Raw genomic sequence first — 23,107 nt, 5'->3', positions numbered from 1 at the left:
ATGCTGGGTCGGGTAGCGAGCTGCACCGGCATCCCGCACGTGTCAACCGAACGGATGACACCGGCGATGCCCCAGCCCCCGCACATTCAGCCAGCCGGTCGATGTGGTTGACCACTGCATCCGGCGAATATGGGGTCATGGCTCACACAAACGAACGAATGCGCCCCGCAGACTCTGTTCATGCCGGCAAACCAACACCAGCATCGACACCAACAGCAGCCCCTATCGCGGTGCGCAACCTCAGCAAGTCGTATCGCGGCCGAAAGGTGCTCGACGACATCACCCTCGAGGTGCGCAGCGGAGAGACGCTCGCGCTGCTCGGGCCAAATGGCGCCGGCAAGACCACCTTGGTCGAGACGATCGTCGGCTTTCGCCGTCCCGACCAAGGCAGCGTGCGACTGGTGGGATCCGCCCCGCGACACTCGACCCGAGACATGCGCAATCACGTCGGGGTCGTGCTGCAAGAGACTCAGGAGTCAGGCGTGCTCACCGTTCGCGAGCAGCTCACGCACTTCGCCGGTATGTACGACGATCCGTGGCCAGTCGACGACCTGATTGCGAGCGTCGGCCTCACTGCCGCAGGCGACCGACGCGTGCGAGCACTGTCAGGTGGGCAGCGCCGACGTCTCGACGTCGCCCAGGGAGTCGTCGGACACCCCGAGGTGCTCTTTCTCGACGAGCCGACCACCGGCTTCGATCCGCAGGCGCGCACCGCATTCTGGCACCTGATCGACTCGATCAAAGCCAGTGGCACCACCATCGTGCTCACCACGCACTACCTCGAAGAGGCCGCGCATCTCGCTGACCGCGTCGCCGTCATGGTCAACGGCCGTCTGGTCGCGCTGGGCAGCGACCTGGCCCAGACGCCGACCCTCGCAGATCGACCCGAGCTGCATCTGCCGACTGTGCGGTGGCACGAGGACGGCCGAGACCGCTCCGAGACCACCGCGACGCCGGGTGCACTGATCGTTTCGCTCACTGCCCGGCTTCAGGGCGAGCCCGAGCACCTCGAAGTGCACCGCCCCACCCTCGCCGACGCCTACCTCGCGCTGATCGACGACAACTCCAGCAACACCGAAGAAAGGCCCGCAGCATGAGCGCCCAGACGATGAACCCGCATCAGCACACCCAACTGCAAGACAAGGTCCGACCGGCGAAGGGCAGCCCCCGGCACCGACCGACTCTCGCAACGCTGACGCTTTCGCGCATCAGCGTGGAGCTGCGCAGCTACCGCCGTCAGCCTGACACCGTGTTCTTCACGTTTCTGTTCCCGGTGATGATGCTCTGCATCTTCGCGACGGCCTTCTCAAACCTGTCATTCGGCCCAGACGACCTCGGGCTGACCGCCGCCGGCTACTACCTGCCCGCGATGCTCGCCAGCGGTGTGCTGCTCAGCGGTTTTCAGAATCTCGGCTCGGACCTCGCCGTCGAACGATATGACGGCACGCGCAGGCGCCTCGCCCTGACTGCCCTGCCCGTCGCCGCCTATCTGCTCGGCAAACTCGGCCTCGTGCTGATCACCGCTTTGGTGCAGGCGGTGCTGCTCATCGCCGTGGCCCGTTTCGCCTTCGATGTGCCTCTGCCCGATTCCTGGTCAGCCTGGACGACCTTGATCTGGGTCTTTCTGCTCGGGCTCGGCACGTCAGTCGTGTTGGGCTTTCTCGTCTCGTATCTGCCGCGCAGCGCAAAGAGTGCCACAGCCGTCATCCTGCCACCGGTGCTCATTCTGCAGTTCGTCTCGGGCGTCTACCTGCAGTTCTCGCAACTGCCCGAGTGGTTGCAGAATGTCGCCTCGGTGTTTCCGCTCAAGTGGATCGCCCAGGGCTTTCGCGCAGCCCTGCTGCCTGACCAGTTCGCGGTGCTCGAGCGTGGCGAGGCCTGGCACCTGGGTCTCGTCGCGACGGTCTTGGCCGTGTGGTTCGTCTCTGGCTTGGTCGTGACCCTGCTCACGTTCAGATGGGTGCCCGGTGACCGCCGATGATCCCTGTCTGCGGATGCCGAATCCGGCGAGCTCTCCCGAGAGGCCAGGCCGCGGACACGTGCGGCTAGGCTGATGGACATGCCCGACCTCATCGCTGACGCATCCGTCGACGGGCGCACGCGGGCATCCACCGACGAGCACGCCCAGCGCTCGTGGCGTTGGGTGTGGACCCTGCTCTTCATTGCGGTGACCGTGGCTCTCGCCACCTCGACCGTGCTGTCGTGGTACGCCGAAAGCGGTACAGGCACTGGCGTCGGCGCCGATTCGCAGTGGGCCAACGACTTTCGAGCCTCGCCGCTCGCCTTGGTGATGTCATTGACGGGCTCAGCCGTCCTTCTGTTCGCCTGGCTGGTCTTCGGCCGCAGGGCGATGACTTCGACGGCGAGACTCGACCGGCAGCTCGTCGCCGGCCGCACGGTGCCGCCGCGCGCGATGCGCAGCCACGACGCACGGGTGATGCGGTACTTCGCCGTCGCGATCCCCGGGCTGATGCTCGCCCTGACCGGCGACCCGCAGATGGCGACGCTGCAGGCGGTGTTCTATCCGAGCCTGTGGATGCTCGCACGCGGGCTTCGACGCGGGCTGATCTGGAATCTGATCACCGCAGTCAGCGTCACCGCGGGGCTTCTGCTCGGCGCATGGGGTGACAGCGGCTGGACCGGCCTGTCGTCAAGCGATGCCGGCGACGGCACGTTGCCGACCGAGCTGCTGCGAGCCGGATCGATCGGCGTCGTCTCCTGGCTGTTCAGCACCGCGATGGGCGTCTGGCTGACGCTGGCGTTCACTCGCGGACACGAGCGAGAGGTGCTGCTCAACCAGCTGCGCCGGCAAGAGGCAGAGCTCTCAGCAGAACGAGCCGATCTGGCTGCCGAACGCGAGCGCGCTCGCATGGCGGCCGACCTACACGACACCGTCTCGCAGAGCATCGCCGGCATCGTCATGCTCGCGCAGCAGGGTGCACGAGAGCAGAGTCCCGAGCGGTCAGCCCAGCTGTTCGCAGTCATCGAGTCGAGCGCCAATCAGGCGCTCACCGAGGCCCGGTCGTTGGTAGCCGCTACCAGCACTGTGGGGCTCAGCTCGGCAACCGGCCTGGCGCCCGCGCTCGCGCAGGTCTGTGAGCGCTTCGCGCGTGAGACCAGCATCGATGTGCGCACCGACTTCATCACTGTGGATGATCAGGCGATGACGCAACGACGACAGACGCTGCTCGTCCGCGCTGCGCAGGAGGGGCTCGCGAATGCACGCAAGCACGCTGGTGCTGGTGTGGTGCAGGTGGCGCTGCGCAGGGCATCCTCCGGCGATGCGGTCACTCTCACCGTGACGGATGACGGGCGTGGCCTGCCGCCCGGGTTCACTGTGGCGAACAGCCACGGGTTCGGTCTGCCCGGTCTCGAACAGCGCATCGCTCAGGCCGGCGGCGCCCTGACCCTGCGCTCTCGGCAGCCGCACGGCACGATTCTGGAGGCGACCCTGTGAGCACGATTCGACTGGCGATCGCCGACGACCACCCCATCGTGCGCAGCGGACTCGTCGCGCTGCTCGGTGACCTGACCGGCATCGACCTGATCGGCGAGGCGAGCGACGGCGACGAGGCGGTGGCGCTGGTCACGGCTGAGCACCCTGATGTGCTGCTGTGCGATCTGCGCATGCCCGGACGTGACGGGGTCGAGGTCACGCGGGTCGTCTCAGAGCAGGCCCCAGAGACACGGGTGATCATCCTGACAACGTATGAGGATGACGCGGCAATCGTGGCAGCTATCGCTGCGGGGGCCAAAGGCTACCTGATCAAGGCCGCACCTGCGGATGAGCTCATCGCAGGAGTGCGTGCCGTGGTCGCGGGCGAGGTCGCTCTGTCTCCACAGGTGGCGACTGCACTGGTGTCACGGCTGCAGCGCAGCGCTGTGCCGGATACCGCAGGTGCCGATTTCCCAGAGGCTTCTGAAGTCGATGAGGTGGTGGAAGTCGCGGCGGATGCGCTCAGGTGGACTCATGCCCGACGGATCAGCCCTTTGTCTCCGCGAGAGACCGAAGTACTGCGGCTGGTCGCACAGGGGATGCGCAACGCGCAGATCGCCGAACGACTCTATATCTCTGAGCCGACAGTGAAGACGCATCTGCTGCGCACGTACCAGAAGCTGGAGGTCAACGACCGCACCCGCGCGGTGACCAAGGCTCTCGAACTCGGGCTGATCTGAAGCGCAGCCCGTCCCGCACTCCTCACAGCACGTGCGAACCGCGCGCAGGGCTCGAGACCACACTGGCCTGATGTCCGCGAGCCAGCAGCGACTGCGCGAGCGCCGCAGCATGATGCGCATCACCGGCCAAGAGCGCGATCGTCGGCCCCGACCCGGACACGATGCCTGCGACGGCACCGAGGTCACGTGCCTCGTCAAGCGTGCGCTGCAGGCTCGGTCGCAGACTGATCGCCGCAGCCTGCAGGTCGTTGCGCAGGTGCCTGCCCAGCTGCTCCGGATCACCCGTTGCCAGCGCAGTGACCACGGATTCAGCCTCCGAGAGCGCCCGAGCCTTGCCCGTCGCATCGATCTCGCCGTCGTCGACCAGCTCGTCGAAACGACGATAGACGTCGACCGTGCTCAGCCCCTCGGCCTGCGTCACCAGCACCCAGTGGTAGGACTCGCGCGTGATCACAGCCGTCAGACGGTCGCCCCTCCCTGTGCCGATCGCCGTGCCGCCGACCAGACTGAACGGCACGTCAGCACCGAGTTCCGCCGCCATCTCGCCGAGCTGCTCGCGCGCGACCTCGAGCCGCCACAGCTTGGCGAGTGCGACCAGCGTGCCTGCGGCATCCGCCGAACCGCCGGCCATGCCGCCCGCGATCGGCACCCGCTTGCGCACCATGCACGCAGCGGCCAGGTTCTCGGGTGACGATGCGGTGCGCAGATCTGCGGCGCGCGAGGCAAGCAGCCGACCGGCACGCAGCACGAGGTTGTCGTCGTCGACGAGCAGAGAGTGGCTGCCGGTGAAGTGCAGCGACCATTCCGGGGCCCAGCGCACCGAGATGTCTTCATAGAGATCGACCGCCTGGAACACGTTGACGATCTTGTGATACCCGTCGTCATACTGCCCGCCCACGGCAAGCAGCAGGTTGATCTTGCCCGGCGTGCGGGTCACGATCGGCGGCGATGCGGGATGCATGGCCCCAAGTCTAGCCGCGGCGCGTACGACGATCGCACCACCGCGCACGGTACCCTGACTGCGTGCCCACCATCGAACTGCATGACCTCGACGACCCGCGGCTGAGCGACTTCGCCCGTCTGACCGACTCGGCGCTGCGGCGTCGCATCGACAGCGAACGCGGGCTCTACCTGGCCGAGTCGAAGTTCGTGTTCGAGCGCGCGCTGGCCGCCGGGCACGCACCGCGTTCGGTGCTGGCCGAGCGCAGCGCACTGCCCGAGGTCGGGTTTCTGCTGACGGCTGCCGGCTTCGGGGATGCCGCGCGGGAGCAGGCGGGCCTGCCACCGGTTCCGGTGTTCACCGGCGATGCAGCCGTGCTCGAACGTCTGACCGGCTTCGAGCTGCATCATGGCGTGATCGGGTGCATGAATCGGCCCGCCCCGCTCGATGCGGCTGATGTGATCGCCGGGCGCACGGCGGCGGATGCTGCAGGCGGAACCGGCAGACGGCGTCTCGTCGTGATCGAGGGCGTGGTCGATCCCACGAATGTGGGGCTGATCTTTCGGTCGGCCGGAGCGCTCGGAGCCGACGGCATTCTGCTCACGCCCCGCACTGCAGACCCGCTGTATCGCCGGGCGGTGCGCATGAGCATGGGCACGGTGTTACAGGTGCCGTGGGCGCATGTCGGGGGATGGCGCGAACTCGGCCCGCAGCTGCACGACGCCGGCTATCACGTGGCGACGCTCGCACTCGACGAACGATCGGTCACGCTCGACGAGTTCGCCGAGCAGGTGCGCTCGATGCCCGCTCGTTTCGACCGCCTCGCGCTCGTGCTTGGGTCTGAGGGCTACGGCGTCTCAGACGCCTGCCTGCGCACGGCAGACACACTGGTCGAGATTCCGATGGCTCACGGCATCGACTCGCTCAACGTCGCGGCATCGAGTGCCGTGGCGATGTGGGCGCTGCGGTGACGACTCTGTGCCGATAGTGCACGGACGTCGTCGGGCAGCCGCCGTCGCTGAGGGCCGAACGCAGCTGCGGCACGAGGCGAAGCTCAGATGCGCCGATGGCCGAGACCGGCGGTACGGGCGAACTGGTCGACCGTCACCGTCTGCTGCGGCCATGGGTCGTCGAACTCCTCGCCGCTGCGCCATGCCATGACCTCTTCCGGAGTGCACAGGCACTGCTCGAGCCGAGCGAGAAACGCGCGGGTGTCGGAGTCTTCGCCGAGGAGGGTGATGCTCGTGCGCCGGTCGCCGAAGACCGGGTCGATCTCGTCGACCTCACGCTGCAGCTGCTCGATTTCGCGCGGCAGCAGTCTGCGCCGCTCTGCCTCGCGGGAGGAGGTCTGCGCGTCGGCGACCGCGCGCTGCTCGCGGTCGAGCACACCCGACTTCCAGTAGCCGAAGAACTCGAGGTTCACGCCCCCGGCCGCCTGGTTCCAGAGCAGCACTTTGTCGTCGCGCGTGGGAATCCAGGTCATGCCCTTGCTGCGGTAGAGCGTCTGCGGCAGTGCGGTCGTGTATGCCTCCCAGAGCCTGCGAGGATGAAACGGACGCGCGTCGTCGAGCACCAGCGACACCAGCCGACCGGTCTCTGGATGCTCTGCGTCACGCTGCTCGGTCTCGTGACCCAGCTGCGCCACTCGGTCACGAGGATAACGCGGCTGTGCGAGCACTGCGTCGAGCCGCAGATTGCCGAAGCGCAGACCGGTGATGCCCGCGTAGGGGTTGAGCCGGTGCAGGGCGGCAGCGGTGCGTGTGACCTGCTCGGGCTCGAGCTTGTCGAGCTTGGTCAGATAGACCTCTGAGGCGAACATCACCTGCTCGGCGATCAGCGACTCGACCCCGAGCGTGCCAGCGCCGAGCTGACGGGCCACCTGATCGGCGATCAGCTCTCCGCAGGCGAAGTCGTCGCGCAGCATCGCCGCGTCGACGAGCGAGAGAAACCCGTGCAGCTGCAGGCGCGGATGCCGGGTGAGGGCTTTCACGAGCGGCCAAGGTCGCGTACTGCCTGAGGTCTCGATGAAGATGTGCTCAGGCTGATAGCCGTCGAGCATCTGCTCGGCAGTGGCGATCAGCTTGGGCAGCAGCTCGGCGCTGTGCACGCTGCCGCCCTTGATGCTGGCGAAGTTGCCCATCTCGTGGCTGACCACTTCAGTGTCTTCGACCACCAGACCGTCAACGTCGAGCGAGCTCATGTCGTTGACGATCACCGCGGGCCGCAGGTGCGGCGTACGCTGCCAGGCCTGTACCAGCAGGCTCTGCAGCAGGGTGGTCTTTCCCGCACCGAGAAAGCCGTTCAGCACAGTGACCGCAACAGGCTGATTCTGCCGACGGTGCTGCGCACGTTTGCGCGGGTCTCCACTGCGCGACAGCGAGCGACTATTATTGCGAGCCATTCTCATAACGATACCACGCGGCCCAGTCGCGGTCTCGGACACATGGACAGCCGTTAGGCTGGCTCTATGGCCCGACTTGATGACGCTCATGGCGCTGATCCGGCTCAGCCGCTCACTCTGGAGCGCATCGTCACGGAGGCCCGCGCGCTGCTCGAGACCGGGGGCTACTCCGCATTGACGATGCGTGCCCTCGCGGCACGCCTCAACTCACGGCCGATGAGTCTCTATCACTACGTGCGCAACAAGTCGGAGCTGCTCACGCTCGCGCTGTCTGACGCCGCCGCAGAGATCGACTGGGTCCTTCCCCGCGGAACACCGGTCGAGCGCATGGTCGCAGTGGGCGTCGAGGTGCATGAAAACCTCAGCAGGCTGCCCTGGGTCGTGCCGATTCTGTCGCGCGGCACCAATATCGGTCTTTCTGCACTGGCCTCGACTGAGCACTTCTTCGCCGCCGCAGCTGACGCCGGCCTCGACGACGCCGCGATGCTCGCCCTCTGGCGAGGAGTCTGGTACCTCATCTCGGCCGACCTGCAGATGCAGGCGGCGGCTGCCGAACGCAGCAGGGACGAACGCCTCTGGTATGAGACGACCGACAGCGAGTGTGTGCAGGGCCTGACGCAGGTCAGCAGGCTGCTGCCGCACTGGCGAGAGCTCTCTGCCGGATACTCGCTGCAGACGTCCATACGGGCACTGGTGACCGGAACGGTGCTGCAGCACCGCGCTGCCGGCGCGCCCGCCAGCAGCGCTGCTGCACAGGAGTGACAGAGTCAGACCAGCCGCCAGCCGGAGGCCGCAGCCCGCGCCTCGCAGAACGAACGGTACTGACCGGGCTGTGCGATCAGCTCATCGTGGGTGCCGCACTGTTCGACGTGCCCGTTGTGGCCAAGCACCACGATCTGATCGGCAGACCGAATCGTGTCGAGTTTGTGCGCGATGACCAGCAGCGTGGCCTCTTTGCGCAGGTGCTGCATCGACGCCATCACATGGGCCTCGTTCTCGGGATCGAGCGCGCTGGTCGCCTCGTCGAGCAGCACGATCGGAGCGTGCTTGAGCAGTGCACGTGCGATCGACACGCGCTGACGTTCACCGCCTGAAAGCGCATGCCCGCCCTCACCGACTCGCGTCTGCCAGCCGTCTGGCAGGCGGCGGACGATCTCGGTCACGCCCGCGAGATCGCCGGCGGCCTGGACTTCGGCATCCGTCGCCGATTCGTCGCCCACGCGGATGTTCGCCTCCAGCGTGTCGTCGAAGAGATAGACGTCTTGGAACACCATCGAGAGCTGAACCATCAGATCGGCCGTCGTCTGGTCGCGCACGTCTGCGCCTCCCACACGGACGACTCCGCGGTCGACGTCGTAGAAGCGCGCGACGAGCTTCGCGACGGTCGTCTTGCCGCACCCCGACGGCCCGACCAGCGCGCACATCGATCCTGCCGGCACCTCGAAACTCACATCGTGCAGCACCTGATGCTCGGCGTCGTAGCCGAAGTCGACGTGATCGACCTCAATGCGCCCGGGAGCCGTCGACTCGGCAGACGTCGCCGGTGCAGGAAGCCCCGGCGTGGTCAGAATCTCATTCACGTTCTCGACCATGACCTTGCGCTCTTCGTTGGCGACCACCATGCCCCCAAGGTCTTCGAGCGTCTGCATGAACCGCAGCGACAGACCGATGAACGCAATGGTCTCTATCGGCCCCATCGCCTCGCCGAGCGCCAACCGCACAGCGATGGTGATCATCGCGACCACGATGAACTGCCCCACCAGACCATGCAGCATGAGCGCGAGGGTTCCCCACCAGAGATCAGTGCGGCCGGCGACGACGGAACGCTCATTCGCCGCACGCAGCGGCTCGAAGTCGCCCGAGCGACCGGTCGACCGCAGCGCCCCCTGGCAGCGCGCGTATTCGACGATGCGGTCGCCGAGATCCTCTTCGGCCGGTTCGCTGATGCGCTTGCCGCGGGTGATCGCTTTGCGACCGAGCCAGAGCGCCCCCAGGTAGAAAGGCACCGCGATCGTCAGCACGAGACCGAGGCGCCAGTCCCAGATCCAACTGCCAATGACCATCACTGCGGCTGTCGCTGCGTTCGACGCCATCGATGCGAGCAGGTGCGCAAGCGACTCGCCGAGCATCAGCACCTCGTGCGAGACGAGCCGAGACATGCGTCCGGCAGCCGAATCGCGGAACCACCCGAGCGGCAGCCGCGTCAGCCGGTCGCCGATGCGACGGTGCACGTTCTTGACCAAGTCGAGAGCGACCGTATAGTTCGTGATCGCCAGCCAGTACTCGGCGATCATGCCGAGCACTGCCAGCACCGCAAAAGTCCACAGCCACCCCGAGAAGGGCAGCCCCCAGATCGTCTCCCCCATCGCGAGTTCGACCGCGGCGGGCAGCAGAACGACGAGTGCGATGCCCCGCAGCACGCCGGAGACGATGGCGAGCACGAGTGTGAGCGTCAGCTGGCCGCGGGCGGGCTTCGACACCAGCCTCGCGAAGCGCGCGATCATCTCAGGTGCGTGCACGATCTCGTCTTCGGGAATCGCGCCTGCTTCGGCGGCGCTGCTGACGCCGGTGTTCTGCCGCGAGGTGTTCATGCCCGGCCCTCCTGTTCCTGAGCGACTGATCCAGCTGTCGCGGTGCCCCCCAGCTCAGCCATATGCTCGCCGGTCGCTCGTCGCAGCGCCGCATAGTGCGGCTCGTCGACGAGCTCTTCGTGGGTGCCCTGTGCGAGCACCCTGCCGCGGTCGAGCACCACGATGCGATCGGCGCCAGCGACCGAGGCCGGCCGGTGCGCGATCACCAGCACGGTGCGTCCGCGAACCAGTCGGTTCAGCGCCTTCTGAATTTCAGCCTCCGACTCCGGGTCGGTGAACGCAGTGGCCTCGTCGAGCAGCAGGACAGGTGCGTCGGTGATCAGCGCCCGTGCGATCGCAATGCGCTGCTGCTGACCACCTGACAGCACGGTGTCATCGCCGATCACCGTGTCGTAGCCGTTCGGCAGCGTCATAACGAAGTCATCGATCTGCGCATCGCGCGCAGCCGTGCGCACCCGCTCGAGCGAGGCATCCGGCCGCGCCAGTGCGATGTTGTCGCGCACGCTCATGCGCAGCAGCTGCGGGTCTTGGAGCACGAACGCGACGGTGCGATAGAGCTCGGTGCGCGGGATGTGGCGCACGTCGGCGCCGCCGATCGTCACCGTGCCCGACCGCGGGTCGTCGAACCGGGCGACCAGCGTGGCAAGCGTCGACTTGCCCGATCCGCTGGGCCCGATGAGCGCGGTGGTGCTGCCCTCGGCAAGGTCGAGCGTGACGTCGTCGACGGCCAGCAGGTCACCGTATCCGTAGCTCACGTGTTCGAAGCGCACGGCGTGCCCCTGCGGATGCTGCGGGGTCGTGCTCTCGACGAGAGCGTCGACGTGCAGCACCTCTTCGATGCGCAGCGCGGCCGCCCCGGCAAGCTGGTACGACCACTGGCTGGTTCCGATCGTGGTGATCGAAGCGGGCAGCACCAGAGCGATCAGTGTGGTGGTGAGCACTTGAACCGGGGTCACCCAGCCGGCGGCGACCATCGCCGCACCACAGCCGAGGTTGACGAGCAGCAGCACAGCCGGCGAGACGACCGCCATCGACAGCGCAGACGTCTTGAGCATCGGGCGCACCCAGTCGAGGTAGAACTTGCTGAACTCGTCTGCCGCCTCAGCGTAGTTTCTGTGCGCGCGACCGACTCGGCCGAAGGCCTTCACCACCGTGATGCCGCTGACGAACTCGACCATAGTCGCCGAGACCTTGGCCAGCTTCGTGTCCATTTCGGCGGTCTTCGTGCCCATGCCTCGATAGCCGAGCAGCTGCAGGGCCAGATAGAGCGGAAAGATCGCAATGGTCAGCAGGCCGAGCCTCCAGTCGACGATGAGCGCGTAGACGAACATCGCGATGGGCATCACGATCGCAGACGTCGTCTCGACCGGGGCGTGGGCGATGAGGGCGTGCAGCGTGTGCGTGTCGTCCTGCACGGCCTTGCGGATGCGCCCCGACGTGGCCGAGGTGAACCAGGCCAGCGGCGCGCGGCCCAAGGTGTCGATGATGCGACCACGCAGCAGACCGCCGAGCCGCATATCGGCGAAGTGCGTCACCGTGAGTGCGACGAAGTAGAGCACCAGGCGACCGACGAAGGTGCCGATCAGCACGTTGACCGCAAGGCCGACCGCCTGTGCGTCCGGAGCACGCCCCTGCGTCCATGCGTCGAGAAGCAGTCCGCCCAGCCACACCAGCGAGACATAGGGAAAGATCGCGAGCACCGCCGAGAGCGCCGACAGCGCGCGGGCGAGCATCAGATGCCCTGCGACCGGCTTCATCATGTCTTTCAGCGCCGCTCGGCCGGCTTTGTCCTTCTGCCTGGGGTCGGCGAGGTCGGGTGCGGCCTGCCCCACGGCGTTCGCCGCGCGGTCAGCGGTCGACGACCCTGGCTGCGCCGACCGTTCGCTCTGTTCAGTCTGCATGGTCTGACCTGTTTCTCGAGAGTTCTGTGATGTGGATGCTCTGGCCGCATGGGTGCTCATCGCTCAGACGGCCGATGGCGACGAGGCGATCGGCACACGCATCGATGAGTTCGGGGTCGTGGGTGATCACGATCACGACCGTGCCGGCCTCGGCCAGTTCGCTCAGGCACTCGGCAATGGCTCGCAGGTGCCGGCGGTCGACGCCGCTGGTCGGTTCGTCGAACACACAGATCTGCGGCTGCTTCGCCAGCGCCGCAGCGATGACGACGCGCTGCTTCTGCCCGCCGGAGAGCGACAGCGGATGCCGGCCTGCGAGCTCGGCCAGGTCGAAGCGTTGCAACAGCGCATCGATGTCGACCTCGTCACGCGCCTGCGAATCGAGCCCGAGCCGCACCTCGTCGGCCACGCTGTCGCAGAAGAGCTGTCGGTGCACATCCTGCATGACCATGCCGCTGCGAGCCATGCGCATCTTGGGCGAGACGCGCCTGCCGTCGAGACGAATGCCGCTGCCCCGGTCTTCGGCGGCAAGCCCGCAGATCACGCGGGCCAGCGTCGACTTGCCGACGCCGTTCGCCCCGACGATCACGCTGACCTGGCCGCGTGGAAACTCGAGGTGCGGGATGTCGAGCACGTCGTGCCGACCGTAGCGGAACCGCACCGCATCGAGCACGAGTCCACGTTCGGGGTCACCGGCGTGGTTTTCGGCAGCAGGCCGTGACGGACCTGAGTCAACATGGTCGGCGACCACGGCATCCGCATGCTCGGCGACCAGCAGGGCCGCAAGCGCAGCCGGCGCACGCAGCGTGCGCAGCCCGAGCGCAGCCGCGGAGCTCTCGCTCAGGGCTCGGAACTCGTCACCAGACCAACGATCGTGCACCCGACCGTGGTCGAGCTGCAGCACCTGGTCGGCGAGGTCGCGCAGAAAGTAGAGACGGTGTTCGGCGACCACGATCGCGTGGCCCTGAGCTTTGAGGCGGCCCAGCAGCTGGGCAAATTCGGCGATGGCGGCTGGCGAAAGGTTCGAGGTGGGCTCGTCGAAGAGCAGCACGCTCGTTCCGGCTGCGATCGCCTGCGCACAGGCGACCTTCTGCAGCTCGCCGCCCGAGAGCTGGCGCAGCCCGCGGTCGAGCAGGTTCTCGATGCCCGCCTGGCGTGCCGCGGCCACGCTGCGACGTTGGATCTCTGCCGGGTCAAGCCCGTAGTTCTCGTCTCGGAAAGCGAGCTCGCTGCGCACATCGGCGGTGAAGAACTGTGTGCGCGGGTTCTGGAACACGGTCGCGGTCGTGCGGCCGGCCTCAGAGAGATCGACGCTCGGAACGTCGACGCCGGCGACCTGCACGGTGCCGTCGAGCCTGCCCTCGTGGAAGTTCGGGACGAGGCCGTTGAGCAGACGCAGAGCCGAGGACTTGCCTGATCCGCTGGCCCCGCAGAGCACGGTGAGCGTGCCGACCGGCACCTCGAACGACAGATCGTCGAGCACCAGGGCAGCCGGCTGTTGCGGCTGCTCGTCGACAACCGGACCGTAGGGCGACGCCCCGGTTCGGCCCTGCGTGTAGCTGAATCTGACGTCGGCGACACGGATGCTCGTTTTGGTCTCACCGCGGTCGTTCACCATGACAGCCCCAATCTCAGCACCGATGCGACGCACAGCACGATGAGCACCAGCAGCATGATCACGTCGACGATGCCGAATCGCAGACGCACGATCGAGGTTGGCCGTTCGGGGCGACCGAGGCCTCTGATCAGGGCCGAGGCGCTGAGCTCGTCGGCGATGCGCGAGGTCGAGGCGAGCAGCGGCAGCAGCACGTGCTGCGTGGTGCGCATCGGATGCAGCGCGAGCGCAATTGGACTTGAGGCGATGCCTCGCAGCCGCATGGCATCCATGATCGCGCGCAGCTCGTCGATGACCGTCGGCACGAAGCGAAGCACCACGGCCAGCGGCACGCTGATCATGCGCGGCAGCCGCAGAGCGGCGAGCCCGGCGTTCAGCTCGCTCGGCCCGGTCGAGATGAGAAAGTAGGCGAAGTAGCCGAGCGTGATCGAGAACCGAGCGGCCCAGAACCCGATGGCGACGATGGCCGCAGTGAGCCATCCGGTGGCGACAAGTGGCAGCCCCAAGTAGAGAGCGGCACTCACGAGGTAGGCGATCACGTAGATGATGAGCGGCCTGCGGCTGCTGAGCGACGCCAGCAGCAGCGCGACCACGGCTGCGGCGAGCAGCTGCGCCAGCAGTGACGATGTGCCGTAGGCGATGGTGTTCAGAACGAAGAGCGCCAGCAGCTTCGTTCGCGGATCCATCAGAACTGCGTCACGATGTTTCATCGTCTCAGAGCCGACTGCGGCAGACGCCTGCGCAGCGGGCAGAGCCTGCTGCGTCACAAGATGCCGGCTTTGGCGAAGTTACGCTCGAGGATGCGCGTGCCGATCCAGGCGGCGACCAACGCAACGACGAAGAGCAGCGCCAGGATGAGCACGAGGTTCAGCGGGGTAAACAGCGACATCCACGCTTCGGCGTATTCCTGACCCATTGACGAGGCGACGTAGTCGCTGTACCCGGTGCGGTCATAGAACATCGGCAGGAACGGCCCGATCATCCACAGCTGGAAGACGCCGAACGCGAGGATGTTGCGCCACTTGGAGCGGTACTGGCCTGAGGCGATGACGAAGTCGGCGATGAGCCCGCACACGATGGCGATCGGGATGGTGCCCCAGAAGTGCCCCGTAGAGACGAAGAGCAGCGACAGGATCGCGGAGAGCAGAGTCATCGCGCCGAATGCTGGCGTCTTGACCATGTAGAGCATGATCACAGTGCCGTTGATCAGGATGCCGACGATGTAGCCGACCACGCTGAACGCCGGGCTGAGCATGCCGAGCATGCCGCTGGCGAAGACGACCACGAAGTAGAGCGCGGTGTAGATGCCCACGTTGATGAGTGAGCGCGGAGTCAGCCCCTTCTTGTGGTTCGTCTGACCGGCAGCCACGTTGGCCTGTGCGGTAGGGGTGGTCGCGTGCATGACGCCTCATCTTTCTGTGAGATTCTGCAGCTTTGCTGGCGTTCGGGCAGCATCCTCGTGGTATGCGCAGGCCTGGTCGCTGTCGACCAGACACCCAAATCATCAGATGATGCCAAGGTTCTGTTGGCTTCATCCTTTATCGCATTTTATCGTACATGTACTGACAATGTTTCGCAATACGAGCGCAAGACGCTTGACAGCCTCATAGCCGGTACTTTGCATGTTGCATGCAACAACGACTATTCTCGCTATCACGGTTCCAACGTCGGGATCGTCACGTCAAGAGACTCGACGTGCAGCGCTCAGCAAGAGAGGTTTCTGTGCCCGCTTCAGATGACAAGCCAGCCGAGCCGCTCAGCAGCGTCGATCTCTCGCCCATCGCTGTTCTCGACGAATTCAGGTCGCCTTCTGCTCTCCTGTCGGATCAGGAGGCTCGCGGTGTTGACGATATGTGCCCCCAGAGCCGTTCGCGTCTCGGCGGCATCACGCCGCTGCCACGCACCGTAGACCTCGGCGTGATCGGCGAAGCACTCTTCGGCGGATCTCGAGGTGGGAACTGTGCCGACTCCGCTCACCAGTACCATCGTTCGCAGGTCTTCGAGAGCAGTCAGAGCGCGGTCATTGTGCGCACCTCTCAGCAGCGCAGTGTGGAAGTCACGGTCAGCGTGCAGCGTCGCCCGGTCGTCGCCATGTGCAGCCGCTTCGCCAAATCTCTCGTAGACCTGATCGACGGCCAGCCGCTCAGCATCAGTGGCCTCTTGTACCGCCCGTTCGACAAGGGGAAGCTCAAGCATCAGGCGCAGCTCGAAGCCCTGCAGGAGGTGCTCAAGCGTGGCCGGCAGAATGCGCACGCCACGATTGCGCTCGATGGTGACCAGCCCCATACGCTCAAGCTGCAGCGCCGCCTCACGCACCGGAGTGCGCGAGACTCCGAGCTGCTCACCAAGGGCCGTCGCCGAGTAACAGACCCCTGGTTCGAGCTCACCTGCGAGGATCGCCCGATGCAGCCGTCGCACCGTCTGATCGGTGAGGGTGCCCGAGCGATCAATTCTCTTCACGCTGGACATTCTCCCACAGCCGGACGGCACGACCACATGTGGCCGTGCCCGAGACGTGCAGACGCCATCAGAGCAGAGTTCCCTTTCCGACCAGCAGCACAGGAGCACATAATATGACCACATACTCACCAGTCAGTCGCCGATACGCCGTGATCGGCGGCGGCATCATCGGCGCAGCGGTCGCCCGCGAGCTCACCCGCAAACATCCCGATGCTCACATCACCCTGTTCGAGAAAGAGGCCTCTCTCAGCGCTCATCAGACCGGGCACAACTCCGGCGTCGTGCATCAAGGCCTGTACTACGAGCCTGGCAGCCTGAAGGCGACTTTGTGCCGTCGCGGAGTGGATCTGCTCAGTGCGTTCTGCACCGAGCGCAGCCTGCCCTACGACGAGTGTGGCAAGGTCGTCGTCGCTCAGAACTCGGTGGAAGAGGAACGGCTGGAAGGAATCTTCGCCAAGTCAGTGGCCAACGGCGTTCCCGACGTGCGCTTGATCGACCGCGCCGAGCTTGCCGATGTCGAGCCGGGAGCCGTCGGTATCCGCGCGCTGCACTCACCGCATACCGCGATCATCGACTACCCCGCCGTCACCAGGGCTCTGGCTGCCGATGTCGTGGCCGCAGGCGGTGATGTGCGTCTGTCCAGTGGCGTGCAGCGCCTCGAAGACCGCTCAGACGGCGTCGACGTGCGCTTCGACGATGGCACCGCGCAGCGCTTCGACTTCGCCGTCGTGTGCGCCGGGCTGCAGTCAGACCGCATCGCACGTGCCTCGAACCAGCCCGCATATCCCGCGATCGTGCCATTCTTCGGTCAGTACGTCATCATCGACCGCGCCCATGAGGATGCCGTGCGCGGCCTGGTCTATCCCGTCCCCGATCCTGCATACCCCTTCTTAGGCGTGCACATCACTCGTCGCATCGACGGGGGTCTGATGGTCGGCCCCAACGCCTTTCTGTCGTTCTCCCGCGAGGGCTACCATGGCCTCGGTCTCGACGTCGGCGACACTCTCAAGACCGCCGCCAACCCCGGATTCTGGAAGTTCGCTCTGCAGAATCTGCCCACTGCCGCCCAGCAGCTCGGAGGGGTCCTCTCAGCTCAGCAGTTCGTCGCTGATGCCTCTCGCTTCGTACCCTCTCTGGCAGGCGCGAAGGGTCACCGAGCCACTCGCGGCATCCGTGCGCAGGCGATGTGGAAGAACGGATCGCTGGTCGACGACTTCGTGATCCAGCACGGCGGACACGCCACCTATGTGCGAAACGCTCCGTCTCCCGGGGCCACCTCGTCAATGGCCATCGCCGAGCACATCGTCGCTCAGGCGACCGAACAGCACGGGCTCGACACGCGACGCCTCACCTCGTCAAACGATCACTGACTGAATCCGACCACCATCACACCCGCACACGAAAGACAATGAGGTACTTCTGTGAGCATCACCGAGAAATCAATCCAGCCATCTGGCCCAGCTCCCAGCTCCACCGGCGAGACTCCTGAGCAGGAACGACTGCGCCTGCGACGGGTGGCCGTCGCAACCGTGGTCGGGACTGCTGTCGAATGGTACGACTTCTATCTGTACGCGACGATGGCGGCCATCGTCTTCGGCACCGTGTTCTTTCCCGCCGGCGACAGCCAGGCTTCAACCTTGAAAGCATTCGCGACTTTCGCGATCGGCTTCATCGCCCGCCCCGTCGGCGGCATCGTCTTCGGGCACCTCGGCGATCGCATCGGGCGCAAGAAGACGATGGTGATGACTTTTCTGCTGATGGGCATCTCCACCGCCATCATCGGTGTGCTGCCGAGCTTCGAGACAGCCGGCTACTGGGCCCCGACCCTGCTGGTGATCGTGCGTATTGTGCAGGGAATGGGTGCTGGCGCCGAGTACGCCGGCGCAGCGGTGAACGCCTACGAGCATGCCCGCCCCGAGCATCGCGGCCGACAGGGGGCATGGCCTGCCCTTGGCCTGAACTTGGGGCTCGTACTCTCATCAGGCACCATCGCGGTGATGACCATCAACGGAGATGACTTTCTGATGGCAGGCGGCTGGCGCATTCCCTTCATCGCCAGCATCGTGCTGGTCGGCATCGGTCTCTGGGTACGCGAGCGGATGCCAGAATCACCAGAGTTCGCTGAGATCAAAGATCAGAAACGCACAGTGACCTTTGTCGAGGTCATGCGCCGTCACTGGCGCGGACTGCTCGTCGTGCTGGTGGTCGCCATCGGATACAACGCGTTGAGCTACATCTTCAAGACATTCTCAGTGGCGTATCTGGCCGAGTTCCAGCACGTCTCAGCCAACCTGAACTCGACTGCTATCACCATCGCCGGTCTCGTCGCGATCGTGACCGTGCCCGTTTTCGGCGCCCTGTGCGACCGCATCGGCAGCAAACGCGTGATCATGCTCGGAGGCGCCTTCGCTGCCATCTTCGCCTTTGTGTTTCTCTGGCTCCTGCAGATCGCCGAACCATGGACGGTCTACCTGGCCATCGGCGTCGGAACGGGTGTTCTGGCTCCGATGATGTTCTCGTCGCAGGGGGCTTTCCTGAGCAGGCAGTTCCCCGCTGACTCGCGCTCCACAGGGGTGGGTGCAGCGCGAGAGGTCGGCACGGCCGTCGCCGGTGCACTCGCTCCGCTCGGAGCGCTCTCGCTCGTAACAGCCTCTCCCACGAACTCGACCGTCGGAGTCGGCATAGTGTTGGTCGCAGCAGGCATAGTCGTCGTGGTCGGAGCCATGTTCGACCAGGGTCGCAAGTTCAGCGAGGGCAAGAACTGACGCGAATGTCGAAGGGCCGGGTGGAAAAGCTCAGGCTTGAGCAGTTCGCCAGGCGATCGCAGCTCCGAAACCGATCAACACGGCACCGGCCACCCGGTCACCAGCGCGCCGAATCCGAGCACAGCCTGCAGAACGGTCAGCGGTCCACGCCTTGTGAAGGTCGTCCAGAAGCAGTCAGTGTCGTTCCTGCGTCGCAAGCGCACGACCGATCGCGACGAACTCGTCGAGTCCGAGCTGCTCGGCGCGCAGACCGGGCTCCACCTCGGCCGCACGCAACAGGGTCTCGGCCGATTTCGGCCCTCCAGCGATGGCGCCCAGCGACTGACGCAAGGTCTTTCGACGCTGCGCGAAGGCGGCATCCACCGCACGGAAGGTCGACAGCCGCAGCGCTTCGTCACCCGGGCGGTCGGCGACCGGGCGGATGTCGCCGGCGAGCAGCCCGGACGTCACGTTCGGCGCAGGCCAGAACACGTGTTTGCCGACGGATCCGGCGAGCCGCCACGGGCCGTACCAGGCCGCCTTCACGCTTGGCACGCCGTAGATCTTGCTGCCTGGTGCCGCCGCGACGCGATCGGCCACCTCGGACTGCACCATCACCAGCACGCGGTGGATGCTCGGAAAAGTCTCGAGCAGATGCAGCATGATCGGCACGGCGACGTTGTACGGCAGGTTCGCGACGACCGCAGTGGGCCCGTCATCGACGGCAGTGAGCGCTGCAGAATCGGCGGCATGAGCAACTGCGTCCATGCCCGGCGCACCGGATGCGCCGCCCCTAGCCGCGGCCCACTCGGCGGCGGTGACTTTGACGGCGTCGCCCTGAATCACGCGCACGCTGCGACCGGGCGCCTGCTCGGCGATCGTGCCCGGCAGTGCCGAAGCCAGCCCGGGATCGAGTTCGACGACCGTCACGTCGTCGGCGACTTCAAGAAGCCCCAGCGTCAGCGACCCGAGCCCCGGCCCGACCTCGAGCACTCGGTCGTCGCCACGCACGCCGGCCGCGGCCACGATGCGCCGAATCGTGTTGGCGTCGATCACGAAGTTCTGCCCCAGCCGCTTCGTCGGGGTCACCCCGTGCCGCTCGGCGAGCGCGCGCACCTGCGCCGGCCCCAACAACTGCACGGTCATCGTCACCACTCCCCATAGACGCGCACCGTGGTCGCGGCGATCTGCTCGGCGAACTCGACGACCGGCGTCTCAAGCGTCTCGGCCATGAACCGCAGCGTGTTCGGCAGCAGATACGGCGCATTCGGCCGGCCGCGGTACGGCATCGGCGTCAGATACGGCGCGTCGGTCTCGACCAGGATGTGATCGCGGGGCATGCGCCGCAGGCCGTCGCGCAGGTTCTCAGCGTTCTTGAAGGTCACCGTGCCCGAGAACGACGCGTACCAGCCGTGTTCGGCGCAGATCTCGGCCAGCTCGGCGTCACCGCTGAAGCAGTGAAAGACCGTGCGCTCGGGCGCACCTACTCGCAGCAGTGTCTCGACGACCTCGCGATGCGCATCGCGATCGTGAATCTGCATCGCCAGCCCGTGCGACTTCGCAAGCTCGATGTGACGTTCGAACGACCCGATCTGGTCGGCGAAGCGCTCTGGCTCGGTGTAGTGGAAGTCGAGCCCGGTCTCTCCGACGACGCGCACCCGGTCTTCGGCCGCGAGACGATCGAGCGTAACGAGCGCATCGTCGAGCACGCCCGCGTCGACGTAGGCCGGCACCTCGTTGGGGTGAATCGCAACGCCTGCGAGCATGCGGCGATCCTGCGCCGCATGCTCGGCCGCCCATTGGGAGGATGCCATGGTCGTGCCCGCCTGCACGATGCCGGCCACCCCGACGGCCTGGGCCCTGTCGAGCTGCTCGACCCAGTCGGCGGGCGCGTTCTCGACGTCCGTACCCGGAAAGTCGGTGCGATCGGCGTTGCCCGCGATGGCATCCGCGTCACTGTTCGCGTCGCGCGCCGCAGCGGCCGCAGCCTCACGGGCGGGCGTGAGGATCGCATCCTCGAGCCACGGTTCGATATGCGTGTGGTTGTCGTAGACGGGAGCAGGCAGCGGCTCGGGAGCCGGCGGGTAGCTGTGGTCGCGATGTTTGTGGCCCATCGGCTACGCCTGGTGCTGTGGCACGGGGGTCTCGGGCACCTCGGACGAGTCGACGCGTGGGAAGAGCGCCTCGATCACGTGCACGGTCGGTGCTGCGTACCGCTGCCACTGATCTGCCTCGGTGATGGTCACGTCGGTGATCGCACCGGTGCCGAGCACCTCCCAGAGCTTCGCCGCGGCCTCAGGGATCACCGGTGAGAGCAGCACGTCGAGCGCCCCCAGGCCGAACCAGACGGTGTGCAGAATCGTGCCGAGCCGCTCGGTCTCGCCGCGCTTGGCGACGGCCCACGGCGTCTGCTCGGTGATGTAGCCGTTGAGCGCGTCGACCAGACGCCAGATCTCGCTGATCGCGTCGTTGGTGCGGAACTCGGCGATCGCGGTGTCAGCCTTTGCCGGGATCTCGGCAACCAGGTCGACGATCGCCTGGTCTGCCTCGGTGAGCTCGCCGGCCTCGGGAACGGTGCCGTCGAAGTACTTCGCGATCATCGCGAGCGTGCGCGAGGCGAGGTTGCCGAAGCCGTTGGCGAGCTCGGCCTCGTAGCGCGCGGCGATGTCCTCCCATGAGAACGAGCCGTCGTGGCCGAAGGTGATCGCGCGCAGGAAGTAGTAGCGGAACGCGTCTGCGCCGAACACGTCGGTGATCTGTGTAGGCGCGATGCCGGTGAGCTTCGACTTGCTCATCTTCTCGCCGCCGACCAGCAGCCAGCCGTGGCCGAAGACGTGCTGCGGCAGGTCGAGCCCGGCCGCGAGCAGCAGCGCCGGCCAGATCACGGCGTGGAAACGCAGGATGTCTTTGCCGACGATGTGCACCTGCGGAGGCCAGCGACGCTCGAACGCCTCGTCGTCCTGTCCATAGCCGACCGCGGTCGCATAGTTCAGCAGCGCGTCGATCCACACGTAGAGCACGTGCGATTCGTCCCACGGCAGTTTGATGCCCCAGTCGAAGCTCGAACGCGAGATCGACAGATCGGTCAGCCCCTGTTTCACGAACGAGACGACCTCGTTGCGCGCGCTGGCCGGCTGAATGAAGTCAGGATGCTGCTCGTAGAGGTCGAGCAGCGGCTTCGTGAACTCGCTCATCTTGAAGAAGTAGTTCTTCTCTTTGAGCAGCTCGACCGGCTTCGAGTGAATCGCGCAGACTTTCTGACCGGCGAACTGCCCCACGCCGTCGACCAGGTCGCTCTCCTGTTTGTACTCTTCGCAGCCCACGCAGTAGTAGCCCTCGAACTCGCCGGTGTAGATGAATCCGCGGTCGTAGAGGCGCTGCAGGAAGACCTTCACGTTGTCTTCGTGGCGCTGGTCGGTGGTGCGGATGAAGTCGTCGTTCGAGATGTCGAGCGTCTTCAGCAGTGGCTTCCAGGCAGACTCGACGAGGCGATCGGCCCACTGTTTCGGGGTCACCTCGTTGGCCGTGGCGGTGCGCAGAATCTTCTGCCCGTGCTCGTCGGTGCCGGTCAGCAGAAAGGTGTCGTCACCACGCTGCCGGTGCCAGCGCGCCAGCACGTCTGAGACCACCTCGGTGTAGCCGTGCCCGATGTGGGGCACGTCGTTCACGTAGAAGATGGGGGTGGTGATGAAGAAGGAGTCGCGCTTGGCCATGACCTCCATTCTACGTGCGCGCATGCGAGCCATGCTTGACACTCTGCACCAGCACCACGAGCCGGTCATGCACCCAGCCTGATACTCTCAGTCTTGCCAACACCGTCGGCGAGGAGAACCTTGTGATGAGCACTGCTGATGAACTGCTACGCGTCGCCCGCGAAGAGAGCCCCGCTCTCGAGATGGCCGACCCCCAGATCTGGGAAGCGCTGGGAGCACGCCTCGCCCAAAAGCTCAGAGTCGACAACGCTCAGGTGATCGTCGTTCGCCACGAAGTGGCCAATGCGCTTCTCGGCCATGTGGTCGCGCGTGAGCTCGGCATTCCGCTCATCACCGTGGCCGACGACGAAGGGGTGCTCTATTTCAGCACGGACTTCGCGGCAGACTGCGAGCGGGCAGCCATCGTCACGACCATTCCCGAGGCCTATCCGTCCGTGAGTGCGCTCATCTCAGCAATCCGCTCCAAGAACGTGCAGGTGACTTCCGTCGGAACAGTTCTGCCCGACGACGCCCACCTCATTCCAGCTCTCGTGCCGACACGGTGCCTGGAAGACGACCACTGACGCTGC

20 protein-coding genes are annotated in these 23,107 nt (G+C 66.0%); 9 read left to right on the top strand and 11 right to left on the bottom strand.

Annotated features, from left to right (window positions below):
• Window positions 1–230: 230 nt before the first annotated feature.
• The 4 genes from F8O09_RS08765 to F8O09_RS08750 all read left to right on the top strand — a co-directional run bounded on the left by F8O09_RS08765 (window position 231) and on the right by F8O09_RS08750 (window position 4,176).
• Window positions 231–1,097 (top strand): ABC transporter ATP-binding protein, encoded by an 867-nt coding sequence (locus F8O09_RS08765; protein WP_225732962.1) that lies wholly within the window; start codon window positions 231–233, stop codon window positions 1,095–1,097.
• Window positions 1,094–1,981, top strand: a complete 888-nt coding sequence (locus F8O09_RS08760; RefSeq protein WP_225732961.1) for an ABC transporter permease — start codon at window positions 1,094–1,096, stop codon at window positions 1,979–1,981. Before F8O09_RS08765 ends, F8O09_RS08760 begins: the two co-directional genes overlap by 4 nt.
• 78 nt (window positions 1,982–2,059) lie before the next feature.
• A complete protein-coding gene (locus F8O09_RS08755) occupies window positions 2,060–3,457 on the top strand; it encodes a sensor histidine kinase (protein ID WP_192497633.1) in 1,398 nt (465 codons plus the stop codon).
• Window positions 3,454–4,176, top strand: coding sequence for a response regulator (locus F8O09_RS08750; RefSeq protein ID WP_158037212.1), 723 nt, complete (start codon window positions 3,454–3,456; stop codon window positions 4,174–4,176). Before F8O09_RS08755 ends, F8O09_RS08750 begins: the two co-directional genes overlap by 4 nt.
• 22 nt (window positions 4,177–4,198) lie before the next feature.
• Here the strand turns inward: F8O09_RS08750 and F8O09_RS08745 are convergent, their stop codons facing one another.
• Entirely contained in the window at window positions 4,199–5,137 is a 939-nt protein-coding gene (locus tag F8O09_RS08745) for a 4-(cytidine 5'-diphospho)-2-C-methyl-D-erythritol kinase (RefSeq protein ID WP_158030162.1), read from the bottom strand.
• 62 nt (window positions 5,138–5,199) lie between these two features.
• Here F8O09_RS08745 and F8O09_RS08740 point away from each other — a divergent pair, with 62 nt between their 5' ends.
• Complete coding sequence (locus tag F8O09_RS08740; protein WP_158054963.1) at window positions 5,200–6,087, top strand: TrmH family RNA methyltransferase; 888 nt, start codon at window positions 5,200–5,202, stop codon at window positions 6,085–6,087.
• 83 nt (window positions 6,088–6,170) lie between these two features.
• Here F8O09_RS08740 and F8O09_RS08735 read toward each other — a convergent pair whose 3' ends face one another.
• On the bottom strand, window positions 6,171–7,517 hold the full coding sequence (locus F8O09_RS08735; RefSeq protein WP_192497632.1) for a CobW family GTP-binding protein: 1,347 nt from the start codon (window positions 7,515–7,517) through the stop codon (window positions 6,171–6,173).
• Between the two features lie 66 nt (window positions 7,518–7,583).
• Here F8O09_RS08735 and F8O09_RS08730 point away from each other — a divergent pair, with 66 nt between their 5' ends.
• On the top strand, window positions 7,584–8,279 hold the full coding sequence (locus F8O09_RS08730) for a TetR/AcrR family transcriptional regulator (RefSeq protein WP_158054959.1): 696 nt from the start codon (window positions 7,584–7,586) through the stop codon (window positions 8,277–8,279).
• 5 nt (window positions 8,280–8,284) lie between these two features.
• On the opposite strand, the gene F8O09_RS08725 is transcribed toward F8O09_RS08730, so the two are convergent.
• The 6 genes from F8O09_RS08725 to F8O09_RS08700 form a co-directional block, all read right to left on the bottom strand.
• Window positions 8,285–10,108, bottom strand: coding sequence for an ABC transporter ATP-binding protein (locus tag F8O09_RS08725; RefSeq protein WP_225732960.1), 1,824 nt, complete (start codon window positions 10,106–10,108; stop codon window positions 8,285–8,287).
• On the bottom strand, window positions 10,105–12,009 hold the full coding sequence (locus tag F8O09_RS08720; protein ID WP_158054957.1) for an ABC transporter ATP-binding protein: 1,905 nt from the start codon (window positions 12,007–12,009) through the stop codon (window positions 10,105–10,107). Before F8O09_RS08720 ends, F8O09_RS08725 begins: the two co-directional genes overlap by 4 nt.
• A complete protein-coding gene (locus tag F8O09_RS08715) occupies window positions 11,999–13,624 on the bottom strand; it encodes an ABC transporter ATP-binding protein (RefSeq protein WP_158054955.1) in 1,626 nt (541 codons plus the stop codon). The genes F8O09_RS08720 and F8O09_RS08715 overlap by 11 nt, the downstream gene beginning before the upstream one ends.
• Window positions 13,618–14,307 (bottom strand): energy-coupling factor transporter transmembrane component T, encoded by a 690-nt coding sequence (locus F8O09_RS08710; protein ID WP_192496555.1) that lies wholly within the window; start codon window positions 14,305–14,307, stop codon window positions 13,618–13,620. Before F8O09_RS08710 ends, F8O09_RS08715 begins: the two co-directional genes overlap by 7 nt.
• Before the next feature lie 77 nt (window positions 14,308–14,384).
• On the bottom strand, window positions 14,385–15,023 hold the full coding sequence (locus F8O09_RS08705; RefSeq protein ID WP_158030169.1) for an MptD family putative ECF transporter S component: 639 nt from the start codon (window positions 15,021–15,023) through the stop codon (window positions 14,385–14,387).
• A gap of 329 nt (window positions 15,024–15,352) precedes the next feature.
• Entirely contained in the window at window positions 15,353–16,081 is a 729-nt protein-coding gene (locus F8O09_RS08700; protein WP_192496556.1) for a GntR family transcriptional regulator, read from the bottom strand.
• Between the two features lie 113 nt (window positions 16,082–16,194).
• Here F8O09_RS08700 and lhgO point away from each other — a divergent pair, with 113 nt between their 5' ends.
• Together lhgO and F8O09_RS08690 are read left to right on the top strand one after the other, a co-directional pair.
• Window positions 16,195–17,451 carry an L-2-hydroxyglutarate oxidase gene (gene lhgO, locus F8O09_RS08695; RefSeq protein ID WP_158030171.1) on the top strand — a complete coding sequence of 419 codons (1,257 nt, stop codon included), beginning with the start codon at window positions 16,195–16,197 and terminating at the stop codon, window positions 17,449–17,451.
• A 51-nt stretch (window positions 17,452–17,502) separates the two neighbouring features.
• On the top strand, window positions 17,503–18,846 hold the full coding sequence (locus F8O09_RS08690; RefSeq protein WP_225732959.1) for an MFS transporter: 1,344 nt from the start codon (window positions 17,503–17,505) through the stop codon (window positions 18,844–18,846).
• A 174-nt stretch (window positions 18,847–19,020) separates the two neighbouring features.
• Here the strand turns inward: F8O09_RS08690 and rsmA are convergent, their stop codons facing one another.
• From rsmA to metG, 3 genes are read right to left on the bottom strand one after another with little or no spacing between them, the layout of a single operon-like run.
• Complete coding sequence (gene rsmA / locus F8O09_RS08685) at window positions 19,021–19,971, bottom strand: 16S rRNA (adenine(1518)-N(6)/adenine(1519)-N(6))-dimethyltransferase RsmA (protein ID WP_158054951.1); 951 nt, start codon at window positions 19,969–19,971, stop codon at window positions 19,021–19,023.
• A 2-nt stretch (window positions 19,972–19,973) separates the two neighbouring features.
• Window positions 19,974–20,939: a TatD family hydrolase gene (locus tag F8O09_RS08680; RefSeq protein WP_158054949.1), complete on the bottom strand. Its 966-nt coding sequence runs from the start codon at window positions 20,937–20,939 to the stop codon at window positions 19,974–19,976.
• A 3-nt stretch (window positions 20,940–20,942) separates the two neighbouring features.
• On the bottom strand, window positions 20,943–22,538 hold the full coding sequence (metG, locus tag F8O09_RS08675) for a methionine--tRNA ligase (protein WP_158054948.1): 1,596 nt from the start codon (window positions 22,536–22,538) through the stop codon (window positions 20,943–20,945).
• A gap of 125 nt (window positions 22,539–22,663) precedes the next feature.
• On the opposite strand from metG, the gene F8O09_RS08670 reads away from it, so the two are divergent.
• The gene (locus F8O09_RS08670) at window positions 22,664–23,101 is read left to right on the top strand and encodes a hypothetical protein (protein ID WP_158054946.1); all 438 of its coding nucleotides are present in this window, start codon (window positions 22,664–22,666) and stop codon (window positions 23,099–23,101) included.
• Window positions 23,102–23,107 lie beyond the last annotated feature (6 nt).

Source organism: Pseudoclavibacter sp. CFCC 11306 (assembly GCF_008831235.1).
In the GTDB taxonomy this organism is placed as follows: Bacteria; Actinomycetota; Actinomycetes; order Actinomycetales; family Microbacteriaceae; genus Pseudoclavibacter_A.
The sequence above is the reverse complement of the archived record's forward strand: the minus strand, read 5'-3'. Positions and strand labels throughout refer to the sequence as shown.

Coding starts and splice junctions, on each gene's coding strand:
- F8O09_RS08735 (WP_192497632.1), bottom strand. CDS start 7,517: ATGGCTCGCAATAATAGTCGCTCGCTGTCGCGCAGTGGAGACCCGCGC.
- F8O09_RS08730 (WP_158054959.1), top strand. CDS start 7,584: ATGGCCCGACTTGATGACGCTCATGGCGCTGATCCGGCTCAGCCGCTC.
- F8O09_RS08680 (WP_158054949.1), bottom strand. CDS start 20,939: ATGGGCCACAAACATCGCGACCACAGCTACCCGCCGGCTCCCGAGCCG.
- F8O09_RS08720 (WP_158054957.1), bottom strand. CDS start 12,009: ATGCAGACTGAACAGAGCGAACGGTCGGCGCAGCCAGGGTCGTCGACC.
- metG (WP_158054948.1), bottom strand. CDS start 22,538: ATGGCCAAGCGCGACTCCTTCTTCATCACCACCCCCATCTTCTACGTG.
- F8O09_RS08745 (WP_158030162.1), bottom strand. CDS start 5,137: ATGCATCCCGCATCGCCGCCGATCGTGACCCGCACGCCGGGCAAGATC.
- F8O09_RS08710 (WP_192496555.1), bottom strand. CDS start 14,307: ATGGATCCGCGAACGAAGCTGCTGGCGCTCTTCGTTCTGAACACCATC.
- lhgO (WP_158030171.1), top strand. CDS start 16,195: ATGACCACATACTCACCAGTCAGTCGCCGATACGCCGTGATCGGCGGC.
- F8O09_RS08715 (WP_158054955.1), bottom strand. CDS start 13,624: ATGGTGAACGACCGCGGTGAGACCAAAACGAGCATCCGTGTCGCCGAC.
- F8O09_RS08670 (WP_158054946.1), top strand. CDS start 22,664: ATGAGCACTGCTGATGAACTGCTACGCGTCGCCCGCGAAGAGAGCCCC.
- F8O09_RS08755 (WP_192497633.1), top strand. CDS start 2,060: ATGCCCGACCTCATCGCTGACGCATCCGTCGACGGGCGCACGCGGGCA.
- rsmA (WP_158054951.1), bottom strand. CDS start 19,971: ATGACCGTGCAGTTGTTGGGGCCGGCGCAGGTGCGCGCGCTCGCCGAG.
- F8O09_RS08705 (WP_158030169.1), bottom strand. CDS start 15,023: ATGCACGCGACCACCCCTACCGCACAGGCCAACGTGGCTGCCGGTCAG.
- F8O09_RS08760 (WP_225732961.1), top strand. CDS start 1,094: ATGAGCGCCCAGACGATGAACCCGCATCAGCACACCCAACTGCAAGAC.
- F8O09_RS08725 (WP_225732960.1), bottom strand. CDS start 10,108: ATGAACACCTCGCGGCAGAACACCGGCGTCAGCAGCGCCGCCGAAGCA.